General features: G+C 68.3%; 31 protein-coding genes. 11 read left to right on the forward strand and 20 right to left on the reverse strand.

Annotated elements, in window-relative coordinates:
• Positions 1–6: 6 nt before the first annotated feature.
• Complete coding sequence (locus tag ABD340_RS05630) at positions 7–762, forward strand: hypothetical protein (protein WP_344587410.1); 756 nt, start codon at positions 7–9, stop codon at positions 760–762.
• A gap of 5 nt (positions 763–767) precedes the next feature.
• Here the strand turns inward: ABD340_RS05630 and ABD340_RS05635 are convergent, their stop codons facing one another.
• Positions 768–2,357: a sulfatase-like hydrolase/transferase gene (locus tag ABD340_RS05635; RefSeq protein WP_344587411.1), complete on the reverse strand. Its 1,590-nt coding sequence runs from the start codon at positions 2,355–2,357 to the stop codon at positions 768–770.
• 81 nt (positions 2,358–2,438) lie between these two features.
• On the opposite strand from ABD340_RS05635, the gene ABD340_RS05640 reads away from it, so the two are divergent.
• From ABD340_RS05640 to ABD340_RS05660, 5 genes are all read left to right on the forward strand, one after another.
• The gene (locus tag ABD340_RS05640; RefSeq protein ID WP_344587412.1) at positions 2,439–3,941 is read left to right on the forward strand and encodes a Gfo/Idh/MocA family oxidoreductase; all 1,503 of its coding nucleotides are present in this window, start codon (positions 2,439–2,441) and stop codon (positions 3,939–3,941) included.
• The gene (locus ABD340_RS05645) at positions 3,938–5,161 is read left to right on the forward strand and encodes a tetratricopeptide repeat-containing glycosyltransferase (RefSeq protein ID WP_344587413.1); all 1,224 of its coding nucleotides are present in this window, start codon (positions 3,938–3,940) and stop codon (positions 5,159–5,161) included. Before ABD340_RS05640 ends, ABD340_RS05645 begins: the two co-directional genes overlap by 4 nt.
• Entirely contained in the window at positions 5,161–5,880 is a 720-nt protein-coding gene (locus ABD340_RS05650; protein ID WP_344587414.1) for a nucleotidyltransferase family protein, read from the forward strand. The genes ABD340_RS05645 and ABD340_RS05650 overlap by 1 nt, the downstream gene beginning before the upstream one ends.
• Positions 5,877–7,013 (forward strand): CDP-glucose 4,6-dehydratase, encoded by a 1,137-nt coding sequence (rfbG, locus tag ABD340_RS05655; protein WP_344587415.1) that lies wholly within the window; start codon positions 5,877–5,879, stop codon positions 7,011–7,013. Before ABD340_RS05650 ends, rfbG begins: the two co-directional genes overlap by 4 nt.
• 181 nt (positions 7,014–7,194) lie before the next feature.
• Positions 7,195–7,827 (forward strand): guanylate kinase, encoded by a 633-nt coding sequence (locus ABD340_RS05660; protein WP_344587416.1) that lies wholly within the window; start codon positions 7,195–7,197, stop codon positions 7,825–7,827.
• A 6-nt stretch (positions 7,828–7,833) separates the two neighbouring features.
• Here ABD340_RS05660 and ABD340_RS05665 read toward each other — a convergent pair whose 3' ends face one another.
• Positions 7,834–8,862, reverse strand: a complete 1,029-nt coding sequence (locus ABD340_RS05665; protein ID WP_344587417.1) for a glycosyltransferase family 4 protein — start codon at positions 8,860–8,862, stop codon at positions 7,834–7,836.
• A gap of 198 nt (positions 8,863–9,060) precedes the next feature.
• Here ABD340_RS05665 and ABD340_RS05670 point away from each other — a divergent pair, with 198 nt between their 5' ends.
• The gene (locus ABD340_RS05670) at positions 9,061–9,870 is read left to right on the forward strand and encodes a hypothetical protein (RefSeq protein ID WP_344587418.1); all 810 of its coding nucleotides are present in this window, start codon (positions 9,061–9,063) and stop codon (positions 9,868–9,870) included.
• A gap of 11 nt (positions 9,871–9,881) precedes the next feature.
• Here the strand turns inward: ABD340_RS05670 and tsaA are convergent, their stop codons facing one another.
• The 5 genes from tsaA to ABD340_RS05695 all read right to left on the reverse strand — a co-directional run bounded on the left by tsaA (position 9,882) and on the right by ABD340_RS05695 (position 12,742).
• Positions 9,882–10,301, reverse strand: a complete 420-nt coding sequence (gene tsaA, locus ABD340_RS05675) for a tRNA (N6-threonylcarbamoyladenosine(37)-N6)-methyltransferase TrmO (protein ID WP_344587419.1) — start codon at positions 10,299–10,301, stop codon at positions 9,882–9,884.
• Between the two features lie 356 nt (positions 10,302–10,657).
• Positions 10,658–10,816: a hypothetical protein gene (locus ABD340_RS05680; protein ID WP_344587420.1), complete on the reverse strand. Its 159-nt coding sequence runs from the start codon at positions 10,814–10,816 to the stop codon at positions 10,658–10,660.
• 46 nt (positions 10,817–10,862) lie between these two features.
• A complete protein-coding gene (locus ABD340_RS05685; protein WP_344587421.1) occupies positions 10,863–11,072 on the reverse strand; it encodes a hypothetical protein in 210 nt (69 codons plus the stop codon).
• Positions 11,073–11,108: 36 nt separating this feature from the next.
• Positions 11,109–11,828, reverse strand: a complete 720-nt coding sequence (locus ABD340_RS05690; protein WP_344587422.1) for an ABC transporter permease — start codon at positions 11,826–11,828, stop codon at positions 11,109–11,111.
• 29 nt (positions 11,829–11,857) lie between these two features.
• Complete coding sequence (locus tag ABD340_RS05695; RefSeq protein ID WP_344587423.1) at positions 11,858–12,742, reverse strand: ABC transporter ATP-binding protein; 885 nt, start codon at positions 12,740–12,742, stop codon at positions 11,858–11,860.
• Positions 12,743–12,906: 164 nt separating this feature from the next.
• Here ABD340_RS05695 and ABD340_RS05700 point away from each other — a divergent pair, with 164 nt between their 5' ends.
• Genes ABD340_RS05700 through ABD340_RS05710 form a run of 3 tightly spaced genes read left to right on the forward strand, consistent with a single transcriptional unit; the run spans position 12,907 to position 14,869 of the window.
• Positions 12,907–13,125 carry a hypothetical protein gene (locus ABD340_RS05700; protein WP_344587424.1) on the forward strand — a complete coding sequence of 73 codons (219 nt, stop codon included), beginning with the start codon at positions 12,907–12,909 and terminating at the stop codon, positions 13,123–13,125.
• Positions 13,122–14,270 (forward strand): sensor histidine kinase, encoded by a 1,149-nt coding sequence (locus tag ABD340_RS05705; RefSeq protein WP_344587425.1) that lies wholly within the window; start codon positions 13,122–13,124, stop codon positions 14,268–14,270. The genes ABD340_RS05700 and ABD340_RS05705 overlap by 4 nt, the downstream gene beginning before the upstream one ends.
• Positions 14,267–14,869: a response regulator transcription factor gene (locus ABD340_RS05710; RefSeq protein WP_344587426.1), complete on the forward strand. Its 603-nt coding sequence runs from the start codon at positions 14,267–14,269 to the stop codon at positions 14,867–14,869. Before ABD340_RS05705 ends, ABD340_RS05710 begins: the two co-directional genes overlap by 4 nt.
• A 74-nt stretch (positions 14,870–14,943) precedes the next feature.
• Here the strand turns inward: ABD340_RS05710 and ABD340_RS05715 are convergent, their stop codons facing one another.
• Together ABD340_RS05715 and ABD340_RS05720 are read right to left on the reverse strand one after the other, a co-directional pair.
• Positions 14,944–15,603, reverse strand: a complete 660-nt coding sequence (locus tag ABD340_RS05715; RefSeq protein ID WP_344587427.1) for a response regulator — start codon at positions 15,601–15,603, stop codon at positions 14,944–14,946.
• Positions 15,600–16,736 (reverse strand): sensor histidine kinase, encoded by a 1,137-nt coding sequence (locus tag ABD340_RS05720; RefSeq protein WP_344587428.1) that lies wholly within the window; start codon positions 16,734–16,736, stop codon positions 15,600–15,602. The genes ABD340_RS05715 and ABD340_RS05720 overlap by 4 nt, the downstream gene beginning before the upstream one ends.
• Positions 16,737–16,894: 158 nt before the next feature.
• On the opposite strand from ABD340_RS05720, the gene ABD340_RS05725 reads away from it, so the two are divergent.
• A complete protein-coding gene (locus tag ABD340_RS05725; protein WP_344587430.1) occupies positions 16,895–17,824 on the forward strand; it encodes an alpha/beta fold hydrolase in 930 nt (309 codons plus the stop codon).
• 19 nt (positions 17,825–17,843) lie between these two features.
• Here the strand turns inward: ABD340_RS05725 and ABD340_RS05730 are convergent, their stop codons facing one another.
• The 11 genes from ABD340_RS05730 to ABD340_RS05780 form a co-directional block, all read right to left on the reverse strand.
• On the reverse strand, positions 17,844–18,200 hold the full coding sequence (locus ABD340_RS05730) for a gas vesicle protein K (protein ID WP_344587432.1): 357 nt from the start codon (positions 18,198–18,200) through the stop codon (positions 17,844–17,846).
• A gap of 1 nt (position 18,201) precedes the next feature.
• On the reverse strand, positions 18,202–18,468 hold the full coding sequence (locus ABD340_RS05735) for a gas vesicle protein (RefSeq protein WP_344587434.1): 267 nt from the start codon (positions 18,466–18,468) through the stop codon (positions 18,202–18,204).
• Positions 18,453–19,238 (reverse strand): GvpL/GvpF family gas vesicle protein, encoded by a 786-nt coding sequence (locus ABD340_RS05740; RefSeq protein WP_344587436.1) that lies wholly within the window; start codon positions 19,236–19,238, stop codon positions 18,453–18,455. Before ABD340_RS05740 ends, ABD340_RS05735 begins: the two co-directional genes overlap by 16 nt.
• A complete protein-coding gene (locus tag ABD340_RS05745; protein ID WP_425547316.1) occupies positions 19,228–19,620 on the reverse strand; it encodes a gas vesicle protein in 393 nt (130 codons plus the stop codon). Before ABD340_RS05745 ends, ABD340_RS05740 begins: the two co-directional genes overlap by 11 nt.
• A gap of 119 nt (positions 19,621–19,739) precedes the next feature.
• The gene (locus tag ABD340_RS05750; protein WP_344587438.1) at positions 19,740–19,982 is read right to left on the reverse strand and encodes a gas vesicle protein GvpG; all 243 of its coding nucleotides are present in this window, start codon (positions 19,980–19,982) and stop codon (positions 19,740–19,742) included.
• A complete protein-coding gene (locus tag ABD340_RS05755; RefSeq protein WP_344587440.1) occupies positions 19,970–20,776 on the reverse strand; it encodes a GvpL/GvpF family gas vesicle protein in 807 nt (268 codons plus the stop codon). The genes ABD340_RS05750 and ABD340_RS05755 overlap by 13 nt, the downstream gene beginning before the upstream one ends.
• Positions 20,773–21,201 carry a gas vesicle protein GvpJ gene (gene gvpJ, locus ABD340_RS05760; protein WP_344587442.1) on the reverse strand — a complete coding sequence of 143 codons (429 nt, stop codon included), beginning with the start codon at positions 21,199–21,201 and terminating at the stop codon, positions 20,773–20,775. Before gvpJ ends, ABD340_RS05755 begins: the two co-directional genes overlap by 4 nt.
• Positions 21,198–22,502, reverse strand: a complete 1,305-nt coding sequence (locus ABD340_RS05765) for an SRPBCC family protein (protein WP_344587444.1) — start codon at positions 22,500–22,502, stop codon at positions 21,198–21,200. The genes gvpJ and ABD340_RS05765 overlap by 4 nt, the downstream gene beginning before the upstream one ends.
• A 12-nt stretch (positions 22,503–22,514) precedes the next feature.
• Complete coding sequence (locus ABD340_RS05770) at positions 22,515–23,084, reverse strand: hypothetical protein (RefSeq protein WP_344587446.1); 570 nt, start codon at positions 23,082–23,084, stop codon at positions 22,515–22,517.
• A 520-nt stretch (positions 23,085–23,604) separates the two neighbouring features.
• The gene (locus ABD340_RS05775; RefSeq protein WP_344587447.1) at positions 23,605–23,937 is read right to left on the reverse strand and encodes a plasmid stabilization protein; all 333 of its coding nucleotides are present in this window, start codon (positions 23,935–23,937) and stop codon (positions 23,605–23,607) included.
• Positions 23,938–24,037: 100 nt separating this feature from the next.
• Positions 24,038–24,469, reverse strand: a complete 432-nt coding sequence (locus ABD340_RS05780) for a hypothetical protein (protein WP_344587448.1) — start codon at positions 24,467–24,469, stop codon at positions 24,038–24,040.
• Between the last annotated feature and the right edge of the window lie 138 nt (positions 24,470–24,607).

Consider the following 24,607-nt stretch of genomic DNA (forward strand, 5'->3'; position numbering starts at 1 on the left):
GGTGCCATGGACCACGAGGCACGAGCCGAGGCGCTGCGGCGTGAGGCGGACGAACTGCTGTACGACCGCGGACTGCTCGCCATGGCGGAGCGCATCGGTGAGACGTTCGTGGCGGGCAGCTACTTCTACGATCTGATGTCCTGGCGCGATCTCGACCTCTACATCGACGCGCCGGAAGTGAGCATCGGCGACTTCTTCGCGCTCGGCGCGGAGCTCACCGAGCGCCTGGGCGGCTGGAAGTCCTTCTTCACCGACACCCGGTCCCGGAGTCACGACGGGCCGGGAGCGCGTGAGAACAAGGATCCGCGCCGGCGTCTCCGCGGCCTGTACTGGGGTGTACGGCTGGGCGACACCCGCCGGGGGGCGTGGAAGTTCGACATCTGGGCCGTCGACCGGGCCACCTTCGAGCTCACCGTCCGCCAGGCGCACTCGTTCGTCCAGCGCCTGACCGAGCGGTCGCGCGCCGCGATCCTGAGGATCAAGGAGCCGTACTGGGACGGGCCCCGCTATCCCGGCACGATCCGGAGCTGGATGGTCTACGAGGCGGTCCTCGACGCCGGTGTGGGGTCCATCGCCGAGTTCGAGGCGTACATGGCCGACCGCGGCGACCCTTTCGGTGATCCCCTTCTGGAGTCCTACCTGACGGACGCACCGGCGCCGAACAGGGCGCATGGGCCAGGACTCACCGGCACGGGACCGAACGGCACGGAACTCGGTGACGCGGGGCTCGGCGGCCTGGAACCGGGCTCAAGAGGGTCATGAACGCCTCAGATCCGGTATCCGAGCAGCCGGAGCTGGTCGCGCAAGGCCGAGTCGGCGGTCCCGGCGGCACCCGCCCGGTCGGCCGGTGCCTCCCCGGCGAGCGCGTTGTACCGGTCGAGACGGGCGAGCACGTCTGGAGGGGGTTCGGCGTGCGCCACGGCTTCCCAGGTGGAGTCGGGCCGCTCCCTTTCGAAACGCACCCGCGGCTCAACCGGGCGGACTCTCCAGGCCCCGTCCTCCAGATACTGCTCGCCGAGCCTCCGCACCACGCGCCACGGACCCACGTAGGCCGCCTCGCCGATCAGCGTGTGCGGAAGGGGCCCACGTGATCCCGGCCGCAGCAGGGCCTGCTTCACCTGCCGGGCGTGTTCCCGCCCGTCGGCGATGTAGCTCTGGGCGAAGGCGTCGCGGACCGGGTAGGCGTCGCCGCCCGCGATGGTCGCGGCCAGCGACGCCCCGTCCGCCTCGGCCGGAGGCAGCGGCCCGACCAGATCGTGGATCGACGGGACGAGATCGATGGAGCGGACGCGAGACCGGTGGCACCCAGGGGCGACCCCGTCCCCGTGGATCATGAGCGGAACTCGGAGAACGCCGTCGGACAGGCTGTTCTGGTGGGCGAAACTCTCCGCGTCGTATTCCTCGCCATGGTCGCCGAACACCACGAGCAGGGCCCGGCGGCCGTCGAGCGCCGCGAGGATCCTGCGCAGTACGGGGGCGAAGCGCGTCACGAGGAACCTGTCGACGCCGTCCAGGTACATCGAGAAAAGGGTGCTGTAGTCGCCGGACCGATAGAGGTGGTCGACGATATCGAGATAGCGCTGGTACGGGCCCGCCGCCGCGGAGCCGGCGGAAGTGCGAGGGCGGCGCCGGGATGTGCCGCACTCCTGCTCGACCGCATCGAGCACACGGGCGAACTCGCCCGTGGAGAGTTCGTGGTCGCCGAATCCGTAGGGGATGTGCGCCCCGCTGAAATGAATGAAGGTGCAGGCCCGCCGATTTCCCTCGATGAAGCGCACCGCGGCGTCGTCGTCGCGCACGATGTATTCGTCGATTTCGCGGGTGAAACCCAGATGCTCACCCAGCATCAGCGGAAAGTCCACCTTCATCATGGTCCGGTAGCCGGCGGCCCGCGCGTTCGCCAGCAGTGTCGGCGTCCGCAGTGCCCTGTTGAACAGTTCATGGACGCCGTGTCTCAGCGGCCAGTGCCCGGTGAGGAAACTCGCGTGCGACGCCGATGTGTACGGGGCCGCGGAAACGCAGTTCGGAAACCAGGCGGAGGATGCCGCGAGTTCGTCCAGTATCGAGCGCCGCGGCCGGCGGGTCGTGCGGTATTTGGCGGGCCATGCGCGCACCGGGCTGGAGGCCATGGCGTCGCTGCGCAAGGTGTCGATCGAGACCAGCACGATGTGGTCGTAGTCCAGCCGGTTCTCGGGCACGACAGACTCCGCGTATCGGCGACTTTCCGCAGCGATTCTCTCGCGCTGTCCGGAGGTTGTCCAGGCGACCGCACGGGAGATTCTTCGTCGTTTCCGGAGGTCACCGGCCCACGGCTGTTCGACGGCCTCTTGTCGAGCATTAATGCGCCATGCGAGCATCCGTAGGACATTCGGCTCCCCGCCGTGTGGAAGACGCCGTCCCGACCGGGAGGAATATGTGCTCGTGACAGGGGCGTTTTCGTGACCAGGCCATTGCGCCGCATAGTTCTCGTCGGGCTCGGTCCGCACGCCCGGCGGATCTACTATCCGATGCTGGAGCGGGCCTCGGAGCGATATGACATCGAGCTGTCGCTGGTCGTCGAGCTCTCCGACCAGCGCCGGGTCGTGGAGGACTACCTGGCCGGCCGCAGCCTTCAGCCCAAGGCCGTCGTCTATCTGCCGGACGGCAATCGGGACGGGGCCGGGCTGCATCCCGACTTCCTGGACGCCGTCGAGTCGGCGGGCGCGCCGAATCTGTGGGGCCTGCTGATCGCCTGCGAGCCCCGGGCGCGCAAAATGTACACCGAGTGGGCCTTGGAACGAGGCCTGCACACGCTATTGGACAAGCCGGTCACCGCCTTCGACCTCCGTGCCGCATCGCCGGAATCGGCGCTCGGGCTGGTGGACGACTTCTACGACCTGCGGGACGCGGCGCGGCGATCGGGCGCGAACTGCCTGGTGCAGACCCAGCGGCGCGCCCACCTGGGCTACCAGACGGTACGGGACTATCTCCGGGACTTCCTGCACACCTTCGGGGTTCCCATCACCTATGTGGACGTCTACCACGCGGACGGCATGTGGAACATGCCGGAGGAGTTCTTCGGGCGCGAGAACCATCCGTACAAGTACGGCTACGGCAAGATCATGCACTCCGGTTACCATCTGATCGATACCGTCACCTGGCTGACCTCGCTGAATGACGAGCTTCCCCCGACCGCCCCGGACCGGCTGGAGATCTGCACGCGCCGGCAGCGCCCCTACGACTTCCTTTCGCAGGTGGGACGGCGGCATTACGAGACCTTCTTCGGTGCCGGCGATTCCGTCGCCCCGTACTTCAGCCCCGAATCCATGGCGGAACTGCGGGAGTTCGGCGAGACCGACGTCTTCATGCTCGGCCAGTTCCGGCGCGGTGACGCCGTCATGACCACGGTTTCCCTGAACCTGCTGCAGACGTCGTTCTCACGCCGGTCCTGGTTCCAATTGCCGGCCGACACCTACCGGGGAAACGGACGGGTGCGGCATGAGCGGCTGACGGTCCAGGTGGGCCATCTTCTCAACGTCCAGCTCCACACCTACCAGTCGACCCATATCGCGTCCGAGGCCCGGAACCGCCCTCCGCTCCCGGGCGACTTCGATCACATCGACGTGCACTTCTACCGCAATTCGGCCCTGGTCGGGGGGGCGCCGTTCGAGAGGTTCGACGTCACCGACGACATCGCCCGCAAGGGCAATCGGGACCGCGACTACCTGGGCCAGTTCGAGTCGGCCCGCGAGGAGCTGCTGACCGACTTCCTCGCTGAGGACGACCGGCGCGCGGCGCTGGCCGGCCACGAGCTGCCGATCAAGATCGTCGCCAGTGCCTACTACGCGATGCGGTCGGCGTCGCGCGGCCGGCCGGTGACACCGGAGATCGACCTCGCGGCGGGGAGGAGCGGATGGCTGTTGAACGATCCCCTCCGGGAGGAGAGCGGGCGAGGCCGATGACGACCCCGACCATAACCGGCTGCGTGGTCGCCAAGGACGAGGCCGACCTGCTGCGCGGATGCGTGGCCGACCTCTCCCGGTTCTGCGACGAGGTGATCTTCGTCGACAACAAGTCCTCGGACGACTCGGCGCGGGCGGCGCGCTCGCTCGGCGCGAAGGTCGAGCCGAACACCCGCTTCGAATGGGAGCAGGTGCGCAATATGGGGCTCGACGCCGCGACGGGCACCTGGATATGCCTGCTGGACGCCGACGAGCGGCTGATCGACGGGGCCGCCGTCAGAGCGGCCGTGGCCCAGGCTCCCGACCATGTCTCGGGGTACATCCTGCCCCGTCTCGACTACTTCGGTTCGGCCAGATGGGCGAGCACGCAGACTCTTCCCAGGCTGGTGCGGAACGATCCCCGGATCCGGTACGAGGGCTCGTTTCACGCCTCGGTGCGGGCCGCAGCGGAACGGGTCGGGGAACTCGTTCACCTGTATGCGCCGATCCACCATCTGGACGGACTGCTGCCGAAGACGGCTGAGAAGCGGCAGCGGAACGAGTCGTATCTGCTGGGGATCCTGGAGAAGGATCCGGACGATCCGAAGGCGCTGTTTCATCTGGGCGTGGAATACATCGCGCTGGGCTGGTACGACAAGGCTCGGGCGGCCCTGGAGGAATCGCTTCGGTCCGGTCTTTTCATGCCGTCCAGAGTGGAACTGGGCCTGGCGTATCTGTCGCTGCGGGAAGGCGACGTGCAGGGCGCCTGCGAGACGGCCAGGAAGGGGATCGAGTCCTGCGTCCAGGCCCGGTCGAAGGTGTGCTTCCTGGCGGTCCTGGCCGAGGTCGCGGTGCGACGGGGCGACCGCGCGGAAGCGTTGCGGCTGTGCGAGGAGTCGCTGGCGCTGTGGCCGAAGTCCGCGGACATGCGTCTGAACGTCGCCCACCTGATCGGCGAGCGGGATCCCTACGCGGTGGTGGAACACCTGGAGGCGGCTCTCCGGCTCAATCCCTGGCTCGGCAACCCGCTGATCTACCGCCAGACGGATTGGGTCAACCCCCACGATTTCGCCGTCTCCTTCGTGTCCGGAGTGGATCGGTTCGACCTGGCCATGGCGAGGTTCTGCGAGCTTGCCGGGCGGAGCTCCGAGGTGCGGCGATGGCGGGCCTTCTCCCAGCGGGTCGAGGAGGAGGCGGAGAAGGACCTCCCGCTGGGGGCTCTGCACGGCGTGAGGCCGTGATGAAGGTGGTTCTGCTGTGCGGTGGGCGGGGGCGACGGGCATGGCCGCTGACCGAGGAACGGCCGAAGGCACTGCTTCCGGTCGCGGGGAAGCCGCTTCTCGCCCATCTCATGGAGATCTTCGCCGCCCAGGGCCTGCGGGAGTTCGTGCTCTGCGCCGGTTACCTGGGAGGTCATCTCGCCGAGTTCGCGGAGATCGAGTCGAAGCGGCGGGACTGGCGGATCGACGTCGTGCTGGGGCTGCCCGATGACCCCACCGGCGCTCGCGTCCTGCAATGCGAGCAACTGCTGAGCGGCCGCCCGTTCATCCTGACGTATGGGGACGGGTTGGCCGACGTCTCCGTCGAGCGGCTGCTCGCGTTCCACCGCGGGCATCCCGGGGCCGCGACGATGACGACGGTGCCGCTGAAGTCGCAGTTCGGAACCGTGGAGACCGGTGGCGGTCATATGGTGCGGCACTTCGTGGAGAAACCGGTGGTGCGCATCAATGCCGGTTTCCTGGTTTTCGAATCGGCGGCGTGGCCGTATTTCAGCGAACGAAGTCTGGAACAAGAGATACTGCCGCGTATGGCGGCGGCCGGCCAACTCTACGCCTATCCGCATGATGGTTATTTCAAGGCGGCGGACACCGAGCAGGACTTCGGCGAGCTCAACGACGCGTGTCTTGCGGATCGGGCGCCTTGGCGCGCTGCCGGGCCAGAACTGCACGAGTCCGTGTGAAGGAAGCGGTGGTGTCGTTCCAAGGGGCGTACCGGGGACGACGCGTATTCGTCACCGGAGACACCGGTTTCAAGGGGTCCTGGCTGGCGAGCTGGCTGGTGAAGGAGGGCGCCACCGTCATCGGCTTCAGTAACGGGCCGTTGACCGAACCGAACGGCTACGACGCGCACCGGCTCGCCGATCGGATCCGCCATATCGACGGGGACGTGCGCGATGCCGCGAGCGTCGCGGCGGCGATCCGCGCGACCGAGCCGGAACTCGTGTTCCACCTGGCCGCGCAGGCGATCGTCGGGATCGGTTTCGCGAACCCCGTGGAGACCTTCGAGACCAACGTGATGGGCACGGTGAACGTGCTCGAGGCATGCGCTCGATCCGATTCGGTCCGCGGTGCTCTGTTCATAACCACCGACAAGTGCTACGCGAACAACGGTTGGTCATGGGGCTATCGGGAAATCGACCCGCTGGGTGGCGACGACCCCTACGGCGGCAGTAAGGCGGCGGCCGAGCTCGCCGTCTCCGCATACCGGCGCACCGTCGATCACCGGGACGCCCGTGGCGGCCCTATGGGCATCGCCTCGGCCCGGGCGGGCAACGTCATCGGAGGCGGCGACTGGTCGCCGGACCGGCTGATCCCGGACATCGTGCGGGCGTTGGTGAGCGGACGGGAACTGCGGTTGCGTAGATCGGACGCGACTCGTCCATGGCTGCACGTACTGGAACCGCTCAGCGGTTATCTGATGGTGGGCGCCCGGCTTCTCCAGGGCGATCCGTGCGCGTCGACGTCCTGGAATTTCGGGCCGCGGGCAGCACAATCGCAAACTGTCCGGACGGTCGCCGAGCGGTTCGTGCGGGAGTGGGGGCGAAGTTCCGGGCCGATCACCTTCGGAAGCGATCCGCAAGCCTTCCCCGAGGCGTCGATCCTCCGCTTGGATTCGAGTAAAGCGGGGTCGGTACTGGGGTGGGAATCCGTCTGGTCCGTCGAACGATGCCTGCAGATGACGGCCGATTGGTATCGCGCGTACTACGAACGGTCCGCGCCTGACATGTTCGACCTGACCATCGCCCAGATAGAGAAGTACGAGTCGGATGCGGCGGCAGGAGGATCGGGCTGGGCGCCCGATGGGAGCCCGTGATAATCCCCGTTCGCCTCCCGGGAACGGACGTCGCCAGCATCCTCATGCGATTCTCCCGATACCCTTGGTCTGACCGCTGAGACCGGTCGGTGCACTCCCGCTGACCTCGCGCGATGACCGTCGTCCGACGGGGCGGGTACCTGCCGGGGCGTCGTAGGGCACAGACCGAGGGAGCGATGGAATGACACACCTGGATGCGCGGCCGCTGCTGTTCGTCATCTCCGGACCCAGCGGGGCCGGGAAGGGGACGGCCCTGCGCTTCCTCACGGAGCGCTCCCTCCTGCGACGCGTCCCGACCTACACGACACGCGAGCCGCGCGAGCACGAGACGCGCGGGGTCGACTACAACTTCGTGGTCGAGGACGAGTTCTTCAAGCTGCACGACGAAGGTGTGATCTTCGAGTACACCCGCACCTATGCGGCCAGCTACTACGGCTCGCCGAAGCGCCTGCTGGCCGCGGACGACCCCGACGCCCTGCTGACCGAACTGGACCCCAGCGGCCTGGTCCGGGTACGGACCGCATCGCAGCGCCGCGTGATCGGGATCTTCGTCACCACCTCCTCCGAGGAGGAGCTGCACCACCGGCTGCAGCTGCGGGGCCAGGGCAGCGAGGCCGCCCAGCGGCTGCGCATCCGCACCGACCAGCTCACCTGGGCCTGGGTGTACGACTACGTCCTTGTGAACGACGACCGGGAGCGTTTCTTCCACGACCTGGAGATCGTCGTCCGGAGCGAGCTGATCAAGCATGAGGGCGCCAAGCGGATGCTCGACTTGAAGACGGAGTCGAACCCCACGCTCCAGGGGAGGAGTTAGGGACGCTCAGCGCTCCGCGAGCGAGCGGATCGCCGCGCACCACCGTTCGAGGTCGGCGGCCGGATCGAGGTCACGGGCACGCCGGACGGCCCGGCGGGAGGCCTCGTGCCAGCCCTCGGGCGCCAGCAGCCCGGCAAGGGCCTCCGCCCATGAGTCGAGGTCGTCGATGTCGCGGAACACCCCGGCGTCGCCCAGGGACTCCCGCAGGCCGGGGGTGGGGTTGGCGATGACCGGGATGCCCGAGCACATGGCCTCGACGCCGACCCGTCCGTACGACTCGTAGAGGCTGGGCACGAGGAGAATCCGCGAACGGGCGTACACGGCATCGCGCATCCGGTCGCCCGGAACGGTATCGATGATCTCCACGTTCGGCAGGTCGGCGCGGATGACCTGGGCGCCGTAGCCGCCGCGGACACCGAGGAACCGCTGGTCCGGAAAGCGCTCGGCGAGCTGGTAGAAGACCTGCGCACCCTTCGTGAGCTTCAAATTGATCAGAGTCACGCACTCGCCGGGAATGGTGGCGTAGTCGGCGGCCGGCACCGGCGGGTGGATCACCAGTGGATCGCGCAGGCCGATCGCGTCGCCGATCCACTCGGCATTGACCACCACGAGTGCGGCCCTGTCGCAGCATGTGATGCTGTCCGGGCTCGCGCTATGCACGATCTGCACCACCGGCACGCCGAACCGTTCCCCCAGCGACGTCGCCGGCCCGGTGGCGGGCTGCTGCGTGACGATGACATCCGGACGGCGGACCGGATCGCGGAAGATGTCCAGGAAATCATCCTCACCGCGCCTGGGAAGTATGGCGACGCCGTGCATCTCATGGCCGGCCGTCATTCCCGGCCGCACGCGTTCCAGCAGCACCTGCACCGTGCACCCGCGATCGGCGAGCGCTCGCAGCATGGTGTGCAGCATCCATTCGGCGCCGGCGTTCTGGTAGGGCAGATAGGTGCGCACTATCGCCATCACCCGAACTGCGGAAGTGGATTTATCCATCGACTCCTCCCCGGGAAGAGCGATATCGTGTCGAGTCACCGACCGGAGGTGCGGTTTCTATTTAGGTCGTATCAGGCGCCTTCTTGTCAACCGGTGTGAAACCGCTCTCGGACCCGCCCGACTCAGCCGACCTCGTTGCCGAATCGTTATACGTGGGCAAGGGTCTGGGCAAGGATCTGGGCAAGGTGGCCCCTGCACTGTGACGTCCGTCGGCTTCTTATCCTTAAGGAGTTCACGGTGGACGCCATGGCAGTATCCGGCCAGGGGCGGCGTCAGGGCCGCACCGGCGGCAGCGTCTTCGCGAAGCTGAACCTGGAATGGGCAGAACTGCGCAACGCCCCGGACATCAACGGCATCGTCGCGTCCTGGGCCCGAGACGAGCCCGCGCTGGCGGGGTTGTCGAGCCTCACACTGATCGAGCGGGCAAAGGCGGGGCCGGTCGACGCTCGAATCGATTCCCTTTTGGCCGCGCTGGTGCGGCGCGCGAGTTCGACCTGCCCCGACGCGGCGATCGCCGCCCGCGTGGTACTGCAACTAATGCTTCCCAAGACCGCGCGGATAGCCCGCGCCCATGCCTGGCTGCTGCCCGATAGCGACGAACGCGAACAACTCGCCGTGTGGTGCATGTACAACGTGATCCGCACCTTCCCGCCGCGGGTCACCCATCATGTGCCTCCCCACCTGGCGTGGGGGGCGCATCACGCGATGCGCAAGGAGGTCCTCGCGCAGGTCAGGGAGCTTCCATCCGACACCGTCGAGCCCTTGCGAAGGTCCAAGGTCAACGCCAGTGAAGAGCTGGCGCACCTGCTCACGTGGGCGGTGGCCCGGCGGGTCATCAGTGCACAGGACGCCGATCTTCTCGTCGCCCGATACGGCGATGAGGCCGACGGCCGGCGGCACTCCTGGAAACACATCGGCGACCTGCAGCGGATCGCCGCCGAAACCGGGCTGAGCCCTGACGCGGTCAAGAAGCGGTGCAGCCGCGCGACCCGGAAATTGGCCGCCGCCGCCAAGGACTACCTGGCCGTCGCCGTACCAGACGAGTGACCTCGGCGGAGTCAGCGCTCGGTGGTGCCGTTGTGGTCGCGGACGGGCTTCACGTCCACGATCGGCGTTCCGTCCAGCACCTCCAGGTTTCGCACCAGCATCCTCGTGCCCTCGATCGACACGATCGGCACCCGGTGCAGCCCCACCGGGTTCGGCCGATCGGGACGCCGGGTGTTGAACACCCCCGTCGCCGGCAACGTCCGGGGATGAACCGTCAGCACGTCCCGGCGCGCCCGATCGAGCCAGGTCAAAAGGATCACGTCGGTGCCGGCCCGGAGGTCGCGCAGGCCTTCGCGCACACCCTCCTCGAACACCAGCCAGGCATCGGGGGCGCCCTGCTCGTCACCCTGCCTCGGGGCCGTCTCGGGATCGGTCAGCGAAGACTCGACCCATCCGATCGGACGCACGACATACTGATCATCACTGATCATGGACGACCTCCAGTACAACCTTGCTCTTCGCCGCGGGTGAAAACGACGCGTGCCAATCCTTCGCCGGCCGCGCACGCCTGATCCCGCCAACGAGTATTTCGTTAGTCGTGGTGGTCGGCAATACTGAAACCTGTGTGGACGCCCAAGCAGAGAGAAAGCGACGGGAGGACCCCGATTTGCGCGAGTCTCCGACCAGGTCGCGCACATTTTCGGCTCTTTCGAAATGGACGACGCTTCTGGGTAGATCAGCACCCCTGACCAGGGGCTCCGAGGCCTCGCCGCGCTGACCTCACCAGCCGCGGTAGTCCCAGCCGCACACGCAGGCGGCCACCGTGCGGATGATCGAGCCGGCCCGATCAGGGAAGGCCGCGGGTGCTGACGCGCGGGCCGGCGTACTCGGCGTCGGTGACGTGCTCCAACCGCTCGCCCCGGTAGATCACATCCGCCCAGGCATCGCCGGTGAACCACTGCTCGGGCAGCTTCATGGTCGGTGGCCGCTTCAAGATCTCCATCATGTCTCCCTCGTCGGTCAGGCGGGCGGGCCGCCCGCGAACCCCGTCACTACCCAGAAAACCGCTGGTGGTGCCAGTGAGGGAGTTCCTGACGTGCCACGAGGGCGGCGGCGATCGCGATCCCGATCGCGACCGGCAGGCCGAGGAAGGCGTTGGCCGCGACGAACGCCGCGACCGGCACCGCGGTGTACACCAGCCCGGATGGGCCGCCCAGCTGGTCGAGCAGTGCGGTCTCGTTGATGCGGTTGTGGTCGGTCATGGTCTTTCCGTCCTCCCAGGTGCTGTGCGGATGTCGTCAGCGGCGCGGTTCCCAGCGGAAGAGCTTGGACGCCAGCGCGATGGCGACGATGACCCAGCTCAGCGTGGGGGCGAGCAGGATCAGGGAGTCCGCCACCGGGACGCCGCCGTTCCAGGCGTCGACGACGAGTTCGGTGGCCGAGCCGCCGGGGAGCAGCCGCTTGAGCAGGGTGAGTTCTTCGGTGCCGCTGATCCCCACCCAGCTGGCCACGGCGATGGTGCCGAGGCTGACGGGCAGCGTGGTCACCTGGGCGTGCTCGGGGGAGTTCGTCAGCCCGGCCGTGGCCAGTCCCAGGCCGAGCATCATGATCACTGTCGAGAGGACGGCGGCTGTCAGGAGGAGGACGTTGGCCGGCTCGTCGGCGACCGCGGCCAGTACGGCCAGGAGCACGGTCACCTGGACCAGCGCGATGACGGTGACCGGGAGCAGCAGTCCGGAGAGAATGCCGGTGTCGCTCGCCGCGGTGGAGCGCAGCCTCTTGAGGAAGAGGTTCTGCCGGCGGGAGGCCAGCGTGGTCACCGTGGAGGTGTAGAGGCTGAACGCCCCCACGGTGAACACCAGGATCGCCGCGATGTATCCGAGGCTGCCCAGCTTCGCGAAGGCTTCGTGCTGGCGGATGAAAAACGCGCTGACCACCACGGGCATGATGAGACTGGTGACCAGGACCAGCCGGTTCCGGAAGATCTGGAGCAGCTCGCTGAGCGCGATCGGAAGCATTGGGAAGGTCCTTTCTGCCGGGGGGTTCTTCACTCGCTGCCGATGGAGCGGAAGACGTCGTCGAGCCGGGTCGGGCCGGCTTCGAGTTCCTGCGGCTCCACGCCGTTGTGGTGCGCCCAGTGGAGCAGGATGTACAGGTCCTTGGGCAGGTCGGAGGTCTCGATGCGGAGCTTCCCGTCGCTGTCGAGCGTGGCCCGCAGAGGCAGCTCCGGTGCGGAGTCCGGAAGGAAGAAGCGGATGGTGGACGGGAGGGTCCGCGTCAGTTCGGAGACGGTCCCTTCCCGGTGGAAGGTGCCCTGGTGCATGAGCCCGATGCGGTCGGCGCGCTGCTGCGCCTCTTCCAGGTAGTGCGTGGTGAGGACGATGGTGGATCCGTCTTCGCGCATCTTGTCCACGGCGTTCCAGAGATCGTCCCGGGACTGGATGTCCAAGCCGGTGGTGGGCTCGTCCAGGAAGATCAGCTCAGGGGTTCCGTACACGGCGGTGGCGAAGTCCAGACGGCGCTTCTCGCCGCCGGACAGCTGGGACACCTTGGTGCCGGCCTTATGGGTGAGGTCGACGATGCCGAGCACGCGTTCGACCTTGTCCGTGCGCCCGGTGAGTTTTCCGATCAGCCGGACGGATTCCCGCACCGTCAGATCCGGTGAGAAGCCGCTCTCCTGCAGCATGACGCCCATCCTGGGACGCACGGCGCGGCGATCGCGCGGGTTCTGCCCGAAGACCCGCACGGTGCCCGAGGTGGCGGCGCGGTGGCCTTCGATGGTCTCCAGGGTCGAGGTCTTACCCGCCCCGTTGGTGCCGAGCAGCGCGTAGAGCTCCCCGTGCCGCACCTGGAAGGACAGGTCCTTCACGGCGTGGAAGTCGCCGTACTTGAGGTTCAGGCGTTCGACGTCGATGACTGGTGTGGAGGTCATGACGTTGATTCCAGCCGTCGCCGCCGCCGTAGGGCAGTGGGACTGCGTCACCACTTCGCCATGACGTTTCTTCGGGTGAAGCCATGACGCAGTGTCACTGGTGGCGTCACGGGACCCGAAGAATGCTGGAGGACGAACTCGCTGTTCGATCCCGGAGAGCCACATTGGACACCAGACCGCTGCGCATACTGCTGATGGCCAACATGGCCGTCTTCCTCCTGGTCTGCGTGGCGTTCCTCCTCCACTACCTCGATCTCGGCCTCTTCCCTGATGGCATGCAGTCATGGTTGGACGACAACCAGTGGCTGATGTGGACGGGCGTGGCCCTTACCGTGGGGAGCGCGTTGGCGATCCCGCTGCTCAGCCTGAAGGCTCAGCGGTGAGGCCGAGATGGGAGGCGCATGTGCTCGCCGAGCACGATGAGGGGCCGTGGGGACGGCTGCACAGGCTGAACGTCTTCACGATGGTCGTGGTCATTCCCCCTGTGGGGGCGCTGCTGGTGACGATCGATTCCCGGACGTGGTGGCATGCCGTCGTCCTGAGCCTGGGTGTCGTCGCGGCGCTGGTGGCCGCTGTGCGGTGGACGTCGCGCGGCATCTCCCGCGTCGTACTCCCCTGCCTGATCGTCAGCGCGGTGGTGTGGCTCGCCGGAGCGTTGGTGGTGGACGGTTTCACGGCGTTCTACGGCATCTCCGTCGTAGGCCCCACCTACGCCCCGAAGCTGTCGCGCCACCGCGGCGTGGCCGCCGTCGGGCTGATCGCCTTCGTCGCCGTGGCGGGCGCGACGAGGCTGCTGGTGTCACCGGACGTGCCCGAGGTCTTGTTCCAGTTCGTCCTCCTCCCGACAGGCATCACAGCGGTGGTGACGGGCTCGATGTTCGCCGGCCAGGTGTTCTACGACCTCGTCGGGGAGCTGGAGGAAGCGCGGAAACGCGAAGGGGAGTTGGCCGTCATCCGCGAGCGGGTCCGGTTCGCCAGTGATCTGCACGATATCCAGGGCCACACGCTGCACGTGGTGAAGCTGAAGACCGCGCTGGCCGAGAAGCTGGTGCGCACTGACGTCGAGCGGGCGGCGGAGGAGCTCCGGGAGGTGTACGCACTGGTCGGCGACACCATCACCCAGACCAAGGAGCTCGCCTACGCGCAGCGGCGGCTCAACCTCTCCGCGGAGCTGGAGAACGCGAAGAACCTCTTCGAGGCCGCGGGCATCGGCGTGCGCGTCGACCGGGAGGCCGAGGTCGACGCGCGCGCCAACGAGCTGCTCGGCCAGGTCCTCCGGGAGACGACGACCAACATCCTGCGGCATGCGCAGGCCGAGCAGGTGCGGATCACTCTTTCCAGGTCGGGCATCGCCATCGTCAACGACGGCGTGCAGGAGGCTCCGCTTCCCGAACTCAGAGGGCTTGCCACCCTCAGGGAACGGGTGGCGGGCAGCGGAGGCGAGTTGACGGTGGAGCATCAGGACGGATGTTTCCTGACGACCGCGGCATTCCCGAACCTTCCGTCCAAAACGGGGGAGGGCCGATGACCACCGTGGTGCTCGCCGACGACGAGGCCCTCCTCCGCAAAGCGATGGCCGCGCTGCTCCCTCTCGAGGGCGAGATCACCGTGCTCGCCGAAGCGGAGGACGGTGAAGAGGCCGTCGAGGCGACGCTGCGGCACCGGCCCGACGTGCTCGTCATCGATCTGGAGATGCCCGGTCTGGACGGGCTCGGCGCGGTGGCGGCGATCCGCCGTGCGCGGCCGGACCAGGTGATCCTCATGCTGACCCGCCACGCCAGGCCCGGCGTGCTCCGCAAGGCGCTGAAACTCGGCGTCCAGGGCTTCGTGAGCAAGTCCGCGGAACCGGCGCACATCACGTCGGTCATCAAGACCCTGCACGAGGGCAAGCGGTGGATCGACCCGGATGTCTCCGCGCTCGCCGTCGTCGACGACTGCCCGCTCACCGACCGCGAGGTCGACGTGCTGCGGGAGACCCGCGAAGGCTACTCGGTCGCCGACATCGCCGCCCAGCTCCACCTGGCGGAGGGGACGGTGCGCAACTACCTCTCCAACGCGATGCAGAAGACCCAGACCCGGACCCGGCACGAAGCGGCGCGGTACGCACGCGAACGCGACTGGCTCTAAAGGGGGCCTGGAAGAAGCCCCGGTACTCGGCAACGGGCACGCACGGTTTGCCTGAATCCGGGCTGGCCGGTGTCTCAGGTCACCAGGCCCCTGCGGTAGGCGTAGACCACCGCCTGCACGCGGTCGCGCAGGTCGAGCTTGGTGAGGATGCGCGAGACGTAGGTCTTGACGGTCTCCTGGCTGATCACCAACGTCGCGGCGATCTCGCTGTTGGACCGGCCGTCGGCGATGAGGCGCAGTACCTCCAGTTCGCGCGGGGTCAGCGCGATGTCGTCCGGCGTGTCCTCGGCGGGACGGATCCGCGCCGCGTACCTGCCGACGAGCTGCCGCGTCACCTCGGGTGCCAGCAGCGCGGCACCCGCCGCGACGGTGCGGATGCCGTGCAGCAACTGCGCCGGTGGGGCGTCCTTGAGCAGGAACCCGCTCGCCCCCGCGCGCAGCGCCTCGTACACGTACTCGTCCAGGTTGAACGTCGTCACCACGAGCACCTTGACGGGATGCGCCACCCCGGCACCGGCCAGCAGGCGGGTCGCCTCGATGCCGTCGAGCACCGGCATCCGTACGTCCATCACCACGATGTCCGGGTCCAGCCGGCGGGCGAGGTCGACCGCGGCGCGACCGTCCTCGCACTCGCTCACCACCTCCAGGTCGGGCTGCGCATCGATGATCGTCGCGAATCCGGTGCGGATCAGCGCCTGGTCGTCGCAGACCAGGACCCGGACCGGCGCGCTCACGACGGGCTCCCCGCGGGGATGCGCGCCCGCACGACGAAGCCGCCGTCCGCCCGCCGGTCCGCGCTGAACTCGCCGTCCAGGGCGTCGACCCGCTCGCGGAGCCCGGCCAGGCCCCGCCCGCTCCCGCCGGGAGAGCCGGTCCGCGAGCCGGAACCGTCGGTGCTGACCTCCACGGTGACCTCCTCTTCGCCATAGCGCACATGGACCATGGTGCGGCTGCCGTGGGCGTACTTGAGGGCGTTCGTCAGTGCCTCCTGCACGACCCGGTAGGTCACGGACTCGGCGCTGCCGGCCGACGCCGCCGGACCGCCCTCCTCGGTGAACTCCACCGGTTGCCCGGCCCGGCGCGTCCGCTCCACGAGCGTGTGAAGCTCGCCGGCGGTGTCGTGGTCGGGGTTGAGCAGGTCGAGCAGGTGCCGCAGGTCGGTGATGGCCCGTCGGCCGGTGTCGCTGACGGCGCTCAGGGTCGTGTCAAGGCGATCGGGGGCGGCGGTCAGGTAGCGTGCCGCCTCGGCCTGCACGACCATCGCCGTCACGTGGTGGGTCACGACGTCGTGGAGCTCGCGGGCGATGCGGGTGCGTTCGGCGGTGCGGGTGGCCTCGGCGACGCGGCGGCGGCGTTCGGCCTCGGCCGCCCGGGTGGAGCGCAGCCAGGCCCCGATGCACCACGTCACCACAAGCATCACGTAGAAGGTCGCGAATCCGTCCAGCCCCTCGGTCGAGCCGAGGCGGGCGAGCGCGACCGCCAGCGACACATACGCCATGGAGAGGACGATCGCGGCGGCGCGCCGGTGACGTTCCAGATGGGCGCCCGAGCTCAGCAGCGCGCAGGGCAGCGCGGTGCCCGCGACCAGGTGGTAGCCGCCGAGCTCGGCGAGGACGAAGCCGAGCGTCACCAGGGCCAGGCAAACGGCCGGCCACCGCCGGCGGACGGCGAGCGGGAGGCACATGAGGGCGAGCGCCACGGCGGCCGGCGCGTCGAAGGGGCGGGGCGGCAGGTCGCCGACCTGCGTCTCGTGGCCACGGAGCACCGGCAGGAACGACGCGACGATGAGCAGCAGCGCGAGCGGGAGATCCCGGAGCGTGACGTCCAATCGCCGCCACAGGTTCGGGACCTGCCGGAGATCGATCACGGGGAGAGCGTAGCGGTACCGCCGCTCACGCACCGTCGAGACGCGGCGCGCTTGTCCCCCATGCGAGCTACCGGCGAATGTCCACCGAGTGGTGACGATTTCCGCACCGTCGACTCCATAGCGTTTCGGCGGCGTCAGTTCACTCACTGGAGGACGACATGCTTCGCAAGATCAAGGCATCCGCGGTGGCCGCGCTGTGCTGCGCCGTGGTCGGTGCGGGACTCGCCGGGTGCGGGGGCGCCTCGGCGGACGACTGGGGGGACGACTGGGATCCGTTCGCGCCCGATACGCCGAAGGCCGATGCCGCCCCGATCTCCGGAACCAAGAAGATCAAGGTCGGGGGGAAGTCGGTGAACGTGTCGTGCTCTGGTGATCAGGCGAAGGGCAGGCCGGTCATCGTGCTGATGCACGGCGGGGGTGACGGGCTGGACAAGTTGGCGGCGATCCAGAAGACGCTGAGCGGGAAGAACCGGGTCTGTTCCTATGACCGGCTGGGTGCGGGTGCGAGCGACAAGCCGGACGGTCCGCAGAACTTCGCCAGTTCCGGGAAGGTCCTGACCGGGGTGCTGGACCGGATCGCCGGGGACGTTCCGGTCGTGCTGGCCGGGCACTCGCTGGGCGGGCTGGTCGCAGCCAGGTACGCCCCCGACCATCGGGACAGGGTCAAGGGGCTGGTCCTGTTGGACACCACGTCGCCGACGATGGTCGGCGACATCACGACGGCGATCCCCGAGTCCGCCACGGGTCCGGCGGCGCAGGTGCGTGCGCAGAACCTGGCGATCTTCCAGGGGCAGAACCCGGAGAAGCTGGTCATCACCGATGGGAAGGTCCGGTCCGCCGGGAGCATCCCGGTGGAGGTGATCAAGCATGGCAAGCCCTACCTCGCGGCCGTCCCCGAGTTCGGGCCGCGCCTGGAGCAGGCGTGGACCGCCGGCCAGCGCAAGTGGCTCGCGCTGTCCGGCCGCAGCAAGCCGAGCACGGCCGCCAAGAGCGGGCACTACATCTACCTCGACCAGCCTGATCTCGCCGTCCAGGCCATCCAGCGCGTCACCTCGCAGGCCGCAGGCCAAGCGAACGGCGGGGAGTGAGACGCGCATTCCGGCGGGATCAGTCAGGGGGCAGCAACGGCCCCAGCGGGCCCAGATCGAGGTTGAGATCGCTGACGTCGAGGTCGAAGCGCCGTCGCAGTTCCGTCATCGCGTCCTCTAGCCGCATGAGGGCGAGCCCGAGTTCCTCCACCTGTTCGTCGGTCAGATCATCGGCTTCGACCCGGCGGAGGGCCTGTCGTTCCATGAGCTGCCGCACGAGCTCGACGATGGTGAGGACGAGACGGACCAGGTCACGCTGTACCTGCTCCGAATCGGTCTCCAGACGCTGTTGCAGCCGGCCGGTCCTCCCGCCGGTCGAGGCCCTCGGCTGTCGCGCGACCCTGCCGTCGCGCCGTGGCCCGGGTGCGTCCGCCACGCTATGTCCCCGGCGGGCCCTCATCCCGCCTGAGCCCGTCCTGATCGAGCAGGCACCGCTCCATCTCCGGGCGGATCGAGGCGATGATCGCACGCAGCGAGATGCGCACCAGATCGACGTCCGCGATCGAGATCGTTATATCGCCCGTGATGACGACGCCGCCCGCGAGCAATCGGTCCAGCAGGTCCACCAGCGCGACGCGTTCAGCCGGTGCGGCCTCCACCCGCTCGGACGGCGGCACCGGCACCCCGGTCAACGGCCGGTCCACGGCTCTTCCTCCGTCGCGAAGGAATAGGGCGCCCATGGTCCGCTGAGCTGCGCGGTGATCCCCCGCGCCTCTCCGCGCGACGCCACCGCCTTCTGGAACTCGTCCACGTTCTGGTCATCGACCAGGTAGGACGCGTTGAGGATCATCAGCCCCTTGTGTCCTGACAGCTCCGGGTTCTGCGGCGGATGAAGATGCCGCGTGACGGCGATCTCGCTCAGCCGGGTGTCGATCTCGCTCGCACGTCGCATCGCCTCGCGCCGCGCCTCTTCCTCGGTGTGCCGCTCGGCGCGACGGCGCTGCAGATAGCTGGTCCCCGGGCGCGCGGAGTCGGTGCTCTCCGCGGGTGTGTCACCCGTCATGAGTTCACGCAGTTCCGCGAAGCACTTCACGCCCCATTCCCTGCGCCCGCTGATCCGGCCGAACGCCTCGGCGAACTCCTGCTGCCGGTCCCGCAGCGCCTCTCTGACGCGCGCGTCGCTCCGGTAGACCGTGAGCAGCCGCATCGGGAGGGTCACGGCGAGCGCGGCGGCGCTCGCGACCACCGTGTCGTGGCCGCGGGCCGTGGATTCCAGCCACCTGAGGTCCTCCAGGTTCCGCCGGAGCGCCTCTTCGCCGAACTCCGCAAGGTCGACGGTGCTGACCAGCGCCGTCACTCCCTCGTGGCTGATGGCGCGCACCGGTGCCCCGCTGACGCCTTGGGCCCGCTCGATGGTCTTCTCCGGCAGATCACGGCTGATCGCGTAGACGTAGACGCCCGTCTCAGTCACCACGCCGCCCCCTGACCGGCTCTTCCTGGTCCTCCCGGGCGGCACGCGCCGTCGGCACGCGCTCGTCACCGGCTTCCAAAGCCGAGACCTGCCGGCGCAGCTGCCGGTTCTCCTCTGCCAGCTCGCTGCTGCGCGAGGAGAGCGTGGGGTCGTGTTCCCACCAGTCGATGCCCATCTCCTTGGCCCGGTCGACCGAGGCGACGATCAGCCGCAGCTTGATGGTCAGGAGTTCGATGTCGAGGAGGTTCACCTGGATGTCGCCGGCGATGACGATCCCCTTGTCCAGCACCCGCTCCAAGATGTCGGCGAGATTCGCCGGTTCATGGCTCCGTGCCGGAGTCGGCGACCGGGCGCCGGTCGGCCTGACCTCCATCGGATCCGTCACGTCACTCTCCTCGCTCAACCGTCATCTTTCTGCGCGGCGCATCATGTCGAGCAGGCGCCCGGCCGGGTGGTGCTCCCCTCGCGGGGCCTTTCCGCCGGCCGGGCGGCCGGTCCGCATGATCACATGCCCGCCCGGGACGTCCCGGTCTGCAACCTGGCCAGCAGCTCGTCCTGAAGCGCCGCGGCCTCTTCCTCGGAAAGCCCGCCCGCGGCCAGCGCCGAATCGACCTCCGCCAACTGGCGCCGGATCACCGCCGGGTCGTACAACTCCTGTTCGGCCTGGTCGCGGATCCGCTCCGCCAGCCAGGCGACACTGCGTACGGGTGCCAGCGGCAAGGTGAGCAGTCCGCTTATGAACCCCATGTCGCGGCCTCCTCCTGCGGGGGCGCCGGGACGAAGTCGTACGGCGCGAGTGGACCGACCAGCCGCAGCCGGATACGACCGGCCCAGCGACGGCCGAGATCTTCCACGGCCTGTTCAAGCCGCTCCCGTTCCCCCTCGGCGACGAGAAAGGCCACGTCGGCGGCGATCTCACTGCCGGCAGGCCGGCGCGGAGTCACCGCCACGGCGTGCGGCGTGATCGCCTCCGCGAGGACCGCGGCGTCCGCCTCCTGCTTGGCCTCCAGCGCTTGGACGATGAGTTCTCCCAGCCGGATGCGCTCGTAGTATCCGGCGTCCTCCGGCTTCTGCCGCACGCTCTCCCGGAGCCGCATCATCTCCGGGTTCTCCTCGAGCACTTCACGAAGGACCGCGTCCTCCACATAGGTGCCGACGACGATGAACTCGGCACGGCCGGTGAAGTCCGCGAGGACGCTCGCGAACCAGTCGTAATGCGGAGCGACCAGTTCATCGGTCACCGCGTCGGCGGAGCGGACCACGGCGCCGAACCGCATTGGCAGCACGGTCGTCTCCCCCGCCAGCGTCTCCACCACGCGCTCGTGCGACAGCAGGTCCTCCCGGGCGCCGAACGGCCTGTCCGTGCCGACCTCGCTCACCACCGCCGCGAGATCACCATGTCGGATCAGCGAGAGCTCGGCCCCGTCGGTGCCGCTCAGTTCCTCCGGCACCTCGGTGTCGGCGGGCACGATCGCGTACACGTACATCGCCTCTTCCCGGACCTGGCGTTCCCGGGCTTGGGCGTCCGGCTGCGTGGTCACCGCTCACGCTCCCTCCGTGGCCTGGTGCGGCGCGGTCGCGGGACTTCCTCCTCCTCGCGATCGTCCTGACGATCGGAGAACACCTCCTGGATCGTCTCCCCGGCCGCGTCGAGCACGCCCTTGGTCTTGCCCTTGGCCCCTCCTCGAGTGGTGCCCTCCGTCACGCTCTCGGCGAGTTCTGGCAGGCCCCCGCCGCCCTTCTCGTAAAGATCGAGCCGGTTGGTGGCCTCCGCGAACCGGAGGTAGGTGTCCACGCTCGCCACCACGATGCGCGCGTCGATCGTGATCACCTCGATGCCCACCAGCGACACGCGAACGAACGCGTCGATGACGAGCCCCTTGTCCAGGATCAGCTCGACGACATCCGCGAGGGTGCCGCCGGACGACCGTTCCACCTGAGAGCCCGGAACCTGAGAGACGGTCATCGGGCACCACTCCTCCGTCGTGATGTCGCGCGTTCGCGGTCGCGCTCGTCCTGGACCTCGTCCTCCTCCACGTCACGGTCCTGGCCGCGCCGAGCGGTCGGCTCGGCGCGCCGTTGTGCGGGAGCACGTGGACGCCTTGGGCGGGCCTCCTCCTCGCCCCGCTCCTCTTCTTCCTCTTCTTCTTCTCCGCGGGACGCTTTGGTGGTTCTCCGGGTTCGGGTTCGGACCGCGCCGCCAGAGTCCTCGGGCTCTTCCGCAGGCGCCTCCCGGGCTTCTTCCTCTCTCTCCTCAGGAGGCTCGCCTTCATCGGCCTCGCCAACGAGTTCCCGCTCTTCCTCGGCGGGCTCCTCTTCCGTCGGCTCGGCTCGTTCCTCGTCCCTCTCCTCGGCGACCTCTTCGCCCTCCGGGGCCTCCGGGGCCTCCGCCCTGCCTTCAGGTTCGCCCTCTTCACGGCGGCGTTCCTCGTCGAGGGTCTCCTCATGCGTCTTGACGACCTGACTGTCACGGATCTCGCCCCGCCAGCCCTCGATCTCATCGGGCTCGAGGATCACGTGCGCCATGACGTGGCGCCGGAAGTGCTTCATCTCCAGGCGGGTGCGCCGCCCCTGGGCGCGCCACAGGTTGCCCGTGTGCTCGAAGAACCCCTGGGGGTGGTATTCCATGACGAGCATGATCCGCGTGAGGTTCGGGGCCAGCTCGGAGAAGCTCACCACCCCGTCGACATAGCCCTTCGGTCCCTTGGACCGCCACACGATGTGATCGTCGGGCACCTGTTCGACGATGGTCGATTCCCAGTTGCGGTGCGACCAGAGGATCTGCGCCTTCCAGTTGACCTTCTCCTCGGATTCCTGCTCGGCACCCTCGATCTTCTTCATGAAGCTCGGGAAGTCCTTGAACTGAGTCCACTGGTTATAGGCGAGGCGGATCGGGACGCCGACGTCCATCTGTTCGACGATGTTGGTGAGTTTGAGTGCCGATTTGCCGCCCTTTCCGCCGCCGAACATCTTCTTGACCTTCTCCTTGAGTCCGGTGGCCCCGGCACTCGCCGCCGCACGGAAAGGCGACTTGCCCGCCACCAGCGCCGTCAGGCCACTGACCGCCGACTTGATACCCGGACCACCTTGTTCCAGGTGGTCCACCAATTGGTCGGTGGACTCGCTGAGCTTGTCACTGATCGAGAGCAGCGCCCTCTCCGCGAGGGCGTTCAGAAAGTTCTGGGCTTCCTGCGCCAGCCTCTCCGTGGGCAGCCCCTCGGTCAGCTCGGTGCCTTTGGCGGGTCCTTTCCGCTCGGTCATCGTCATCGCAGAATCACCTCATCGCCCGGCGCGCGTTCTCGGGGTCCTGGCACTCGTACTCGTTCTCCGAGGTGCTTCCTCGCCTCTGGCCGCTCTGCGGCGAGGTTCCTGCCGCGGCGGCGGAGCCGAGCGGCGGGGCGCCTTCCGGGCCGCCGGCTCCTCAGGCTCGGGCTCGTCGGAGTAGGACTCCTCCTCGTACTCCTCGTACTCGTCCTCTTCCGGCTCTGGCCGCTCGCGACGGGACTCCTCGTCCTCCGCCCGTCCCTTGCCGACCTTGACGTCAGGGGTGCGCATACGGTCCGCACGCTCCTGCAGCTTGTCGCTGAGCGAGTCGATGCGGTTGCTCGCGGCCGCCATGACCAGCGACTTGCCCGCGTCGACCAACTGAGGCTTCAAGTCGCCTGTGAACTTCTCCAACGGGCCTCCCGCGGCTCCCAGAGGGGTGCGGCGAAGGAGATCGCCCGGATCCAGTGGGAGCTTCCCGCCCGCCGCCAGCAGCGCCATCACCGCGGCCAAGCGCGATTTCTGGCCCCGTCCGAGCAGGTAACCCCCGACGATGGCGACCGCCATCCGACTTCCGCACTTCATGCCCTTCTCCTCTCTGCGCGACCCAGAGCAGGATGTGGGGCAATGGCACAAGGCGGGCGAGCCGGGGCGAGATCGCATCACGACGGCTTTGCGGCTGCCAATGACGAACGTCTCCGGCCCCCAACGCGCCCACCGGTTCAGGCCCCCGCATCAACGGCTGAGCAAATGAACCGTCAACTGCTTCAAACGTGGCCACCACAGCGGGTCGCGATATGCTACGCAGCGCGCCGTACCCTGGGCAAATGGCCCGAAACCGGCCGATTCTGGATTTATGACTTCTTTGCGACGCCATGACGTCCAGTAAACGATCGACGCTTTCTTTGTCGATGACATTCACGCGATTGAATGAGCCGTTTTCGGCCGCAAGTGAGCGCCTGTCGATCACAGCATGATCGCGCTTGGCGCGGGGACCTGAACTATGCCACCGGGATCGACGGCTTCTGTGAGCGGCCGAGTCCGGCTTGAGAGAAGCAGCCGGGAGGGGGGCGACTGCCCACTCCTCCCGGCTGAATGGCGGGGCTCAGCGGCCCAGGGCCTTCTCCAACTCGCGTTTGGTCATCTGGGAGCGGCCGTGGATGTTGCGGCGCTTGGCCTCGGCGTAAAGTTGCTCCTTGGTCGGACCGCCGGGGCCCAGTCGCCGACCGGACCGACGGCCTCCCCGCTTCTGCGGCGACTCGGTCTGCGTGGAGATCCGGCTGGCCTGGCGCGACTCGCCGGCCCGGGCGCGATTCTTGTTGACGGTCCGCGCCGCGATCTCCTCAGCGCGCCGCTCGCTGGAGCCGCGCTCCTTCTGTGATTCCTTGATCTTCTCGTACTGGCGTTCCCGCTTATCGCTCCACGCCTGCTGAGGCATGACGTACCTCCTCCGGATCAGGCTGGCGGCAGTGGGCGGGCGGCCATCGGGGATTCAGGCCTTCCTCACCGCTTCCAACCGCCTCCCGAAGTCATAGCCTTTACTTTCCCGCTACCCGGTAGCGCCCTCTGTATGCGATTAGTGGGCTCAGGCCGGCTGGATCGGCGGGGCGCGTCAGCCGTCGACTATGCCGTCGCGCAGGGCCTCGCGGTACAGGGCGACGCTGGTCGGCACCTCGCGACCTGCCTTGGCCGGGCGAGTCGGCCCGCACGGCGCCCGACGCGACCATGGCGAGCGTGGCCAGCACCGAGTCGTGCATCTGCATCCGGTGATGGCGCTCGTCGGCCCGGCGGGCGGCGGCCACCATGGCCTGCCGCCGGTCGAGGTCCCGGTCGGCGACGATGGCGTCGGCGCGCCGTCCGCCCCGGCGCAGCAGCCACATCATCGCGGCGACCACCGCGGCCTGGACGAACAGGACCCGGATCTGGCTGGTCGCCGCCGGGACACCGGCCAGATAGGCGGCGATGACCACGGCCGCCAGCGGCAGCGACAGGACGGGGCGCAGCCCTCCGGTGTGATGATCTGTGTTGGTGGGGCCAGACCTGAGCGCTCATCTCCTGCCAGAGAACGAACCGCACCCGTCGGCGAAGCATGATGGCAACCGGCCGAT

This window comes from Actinomadura vinacea, from assembly GCF_039532545.1.
In the GTDB taxonomy this organism is placed as follows: Bacteria; Actinomycetota; Actinomycetes; order Streptosporangiales; family Streptosporangiaceae; genus Spirillospora; species Spirillospora vinacea.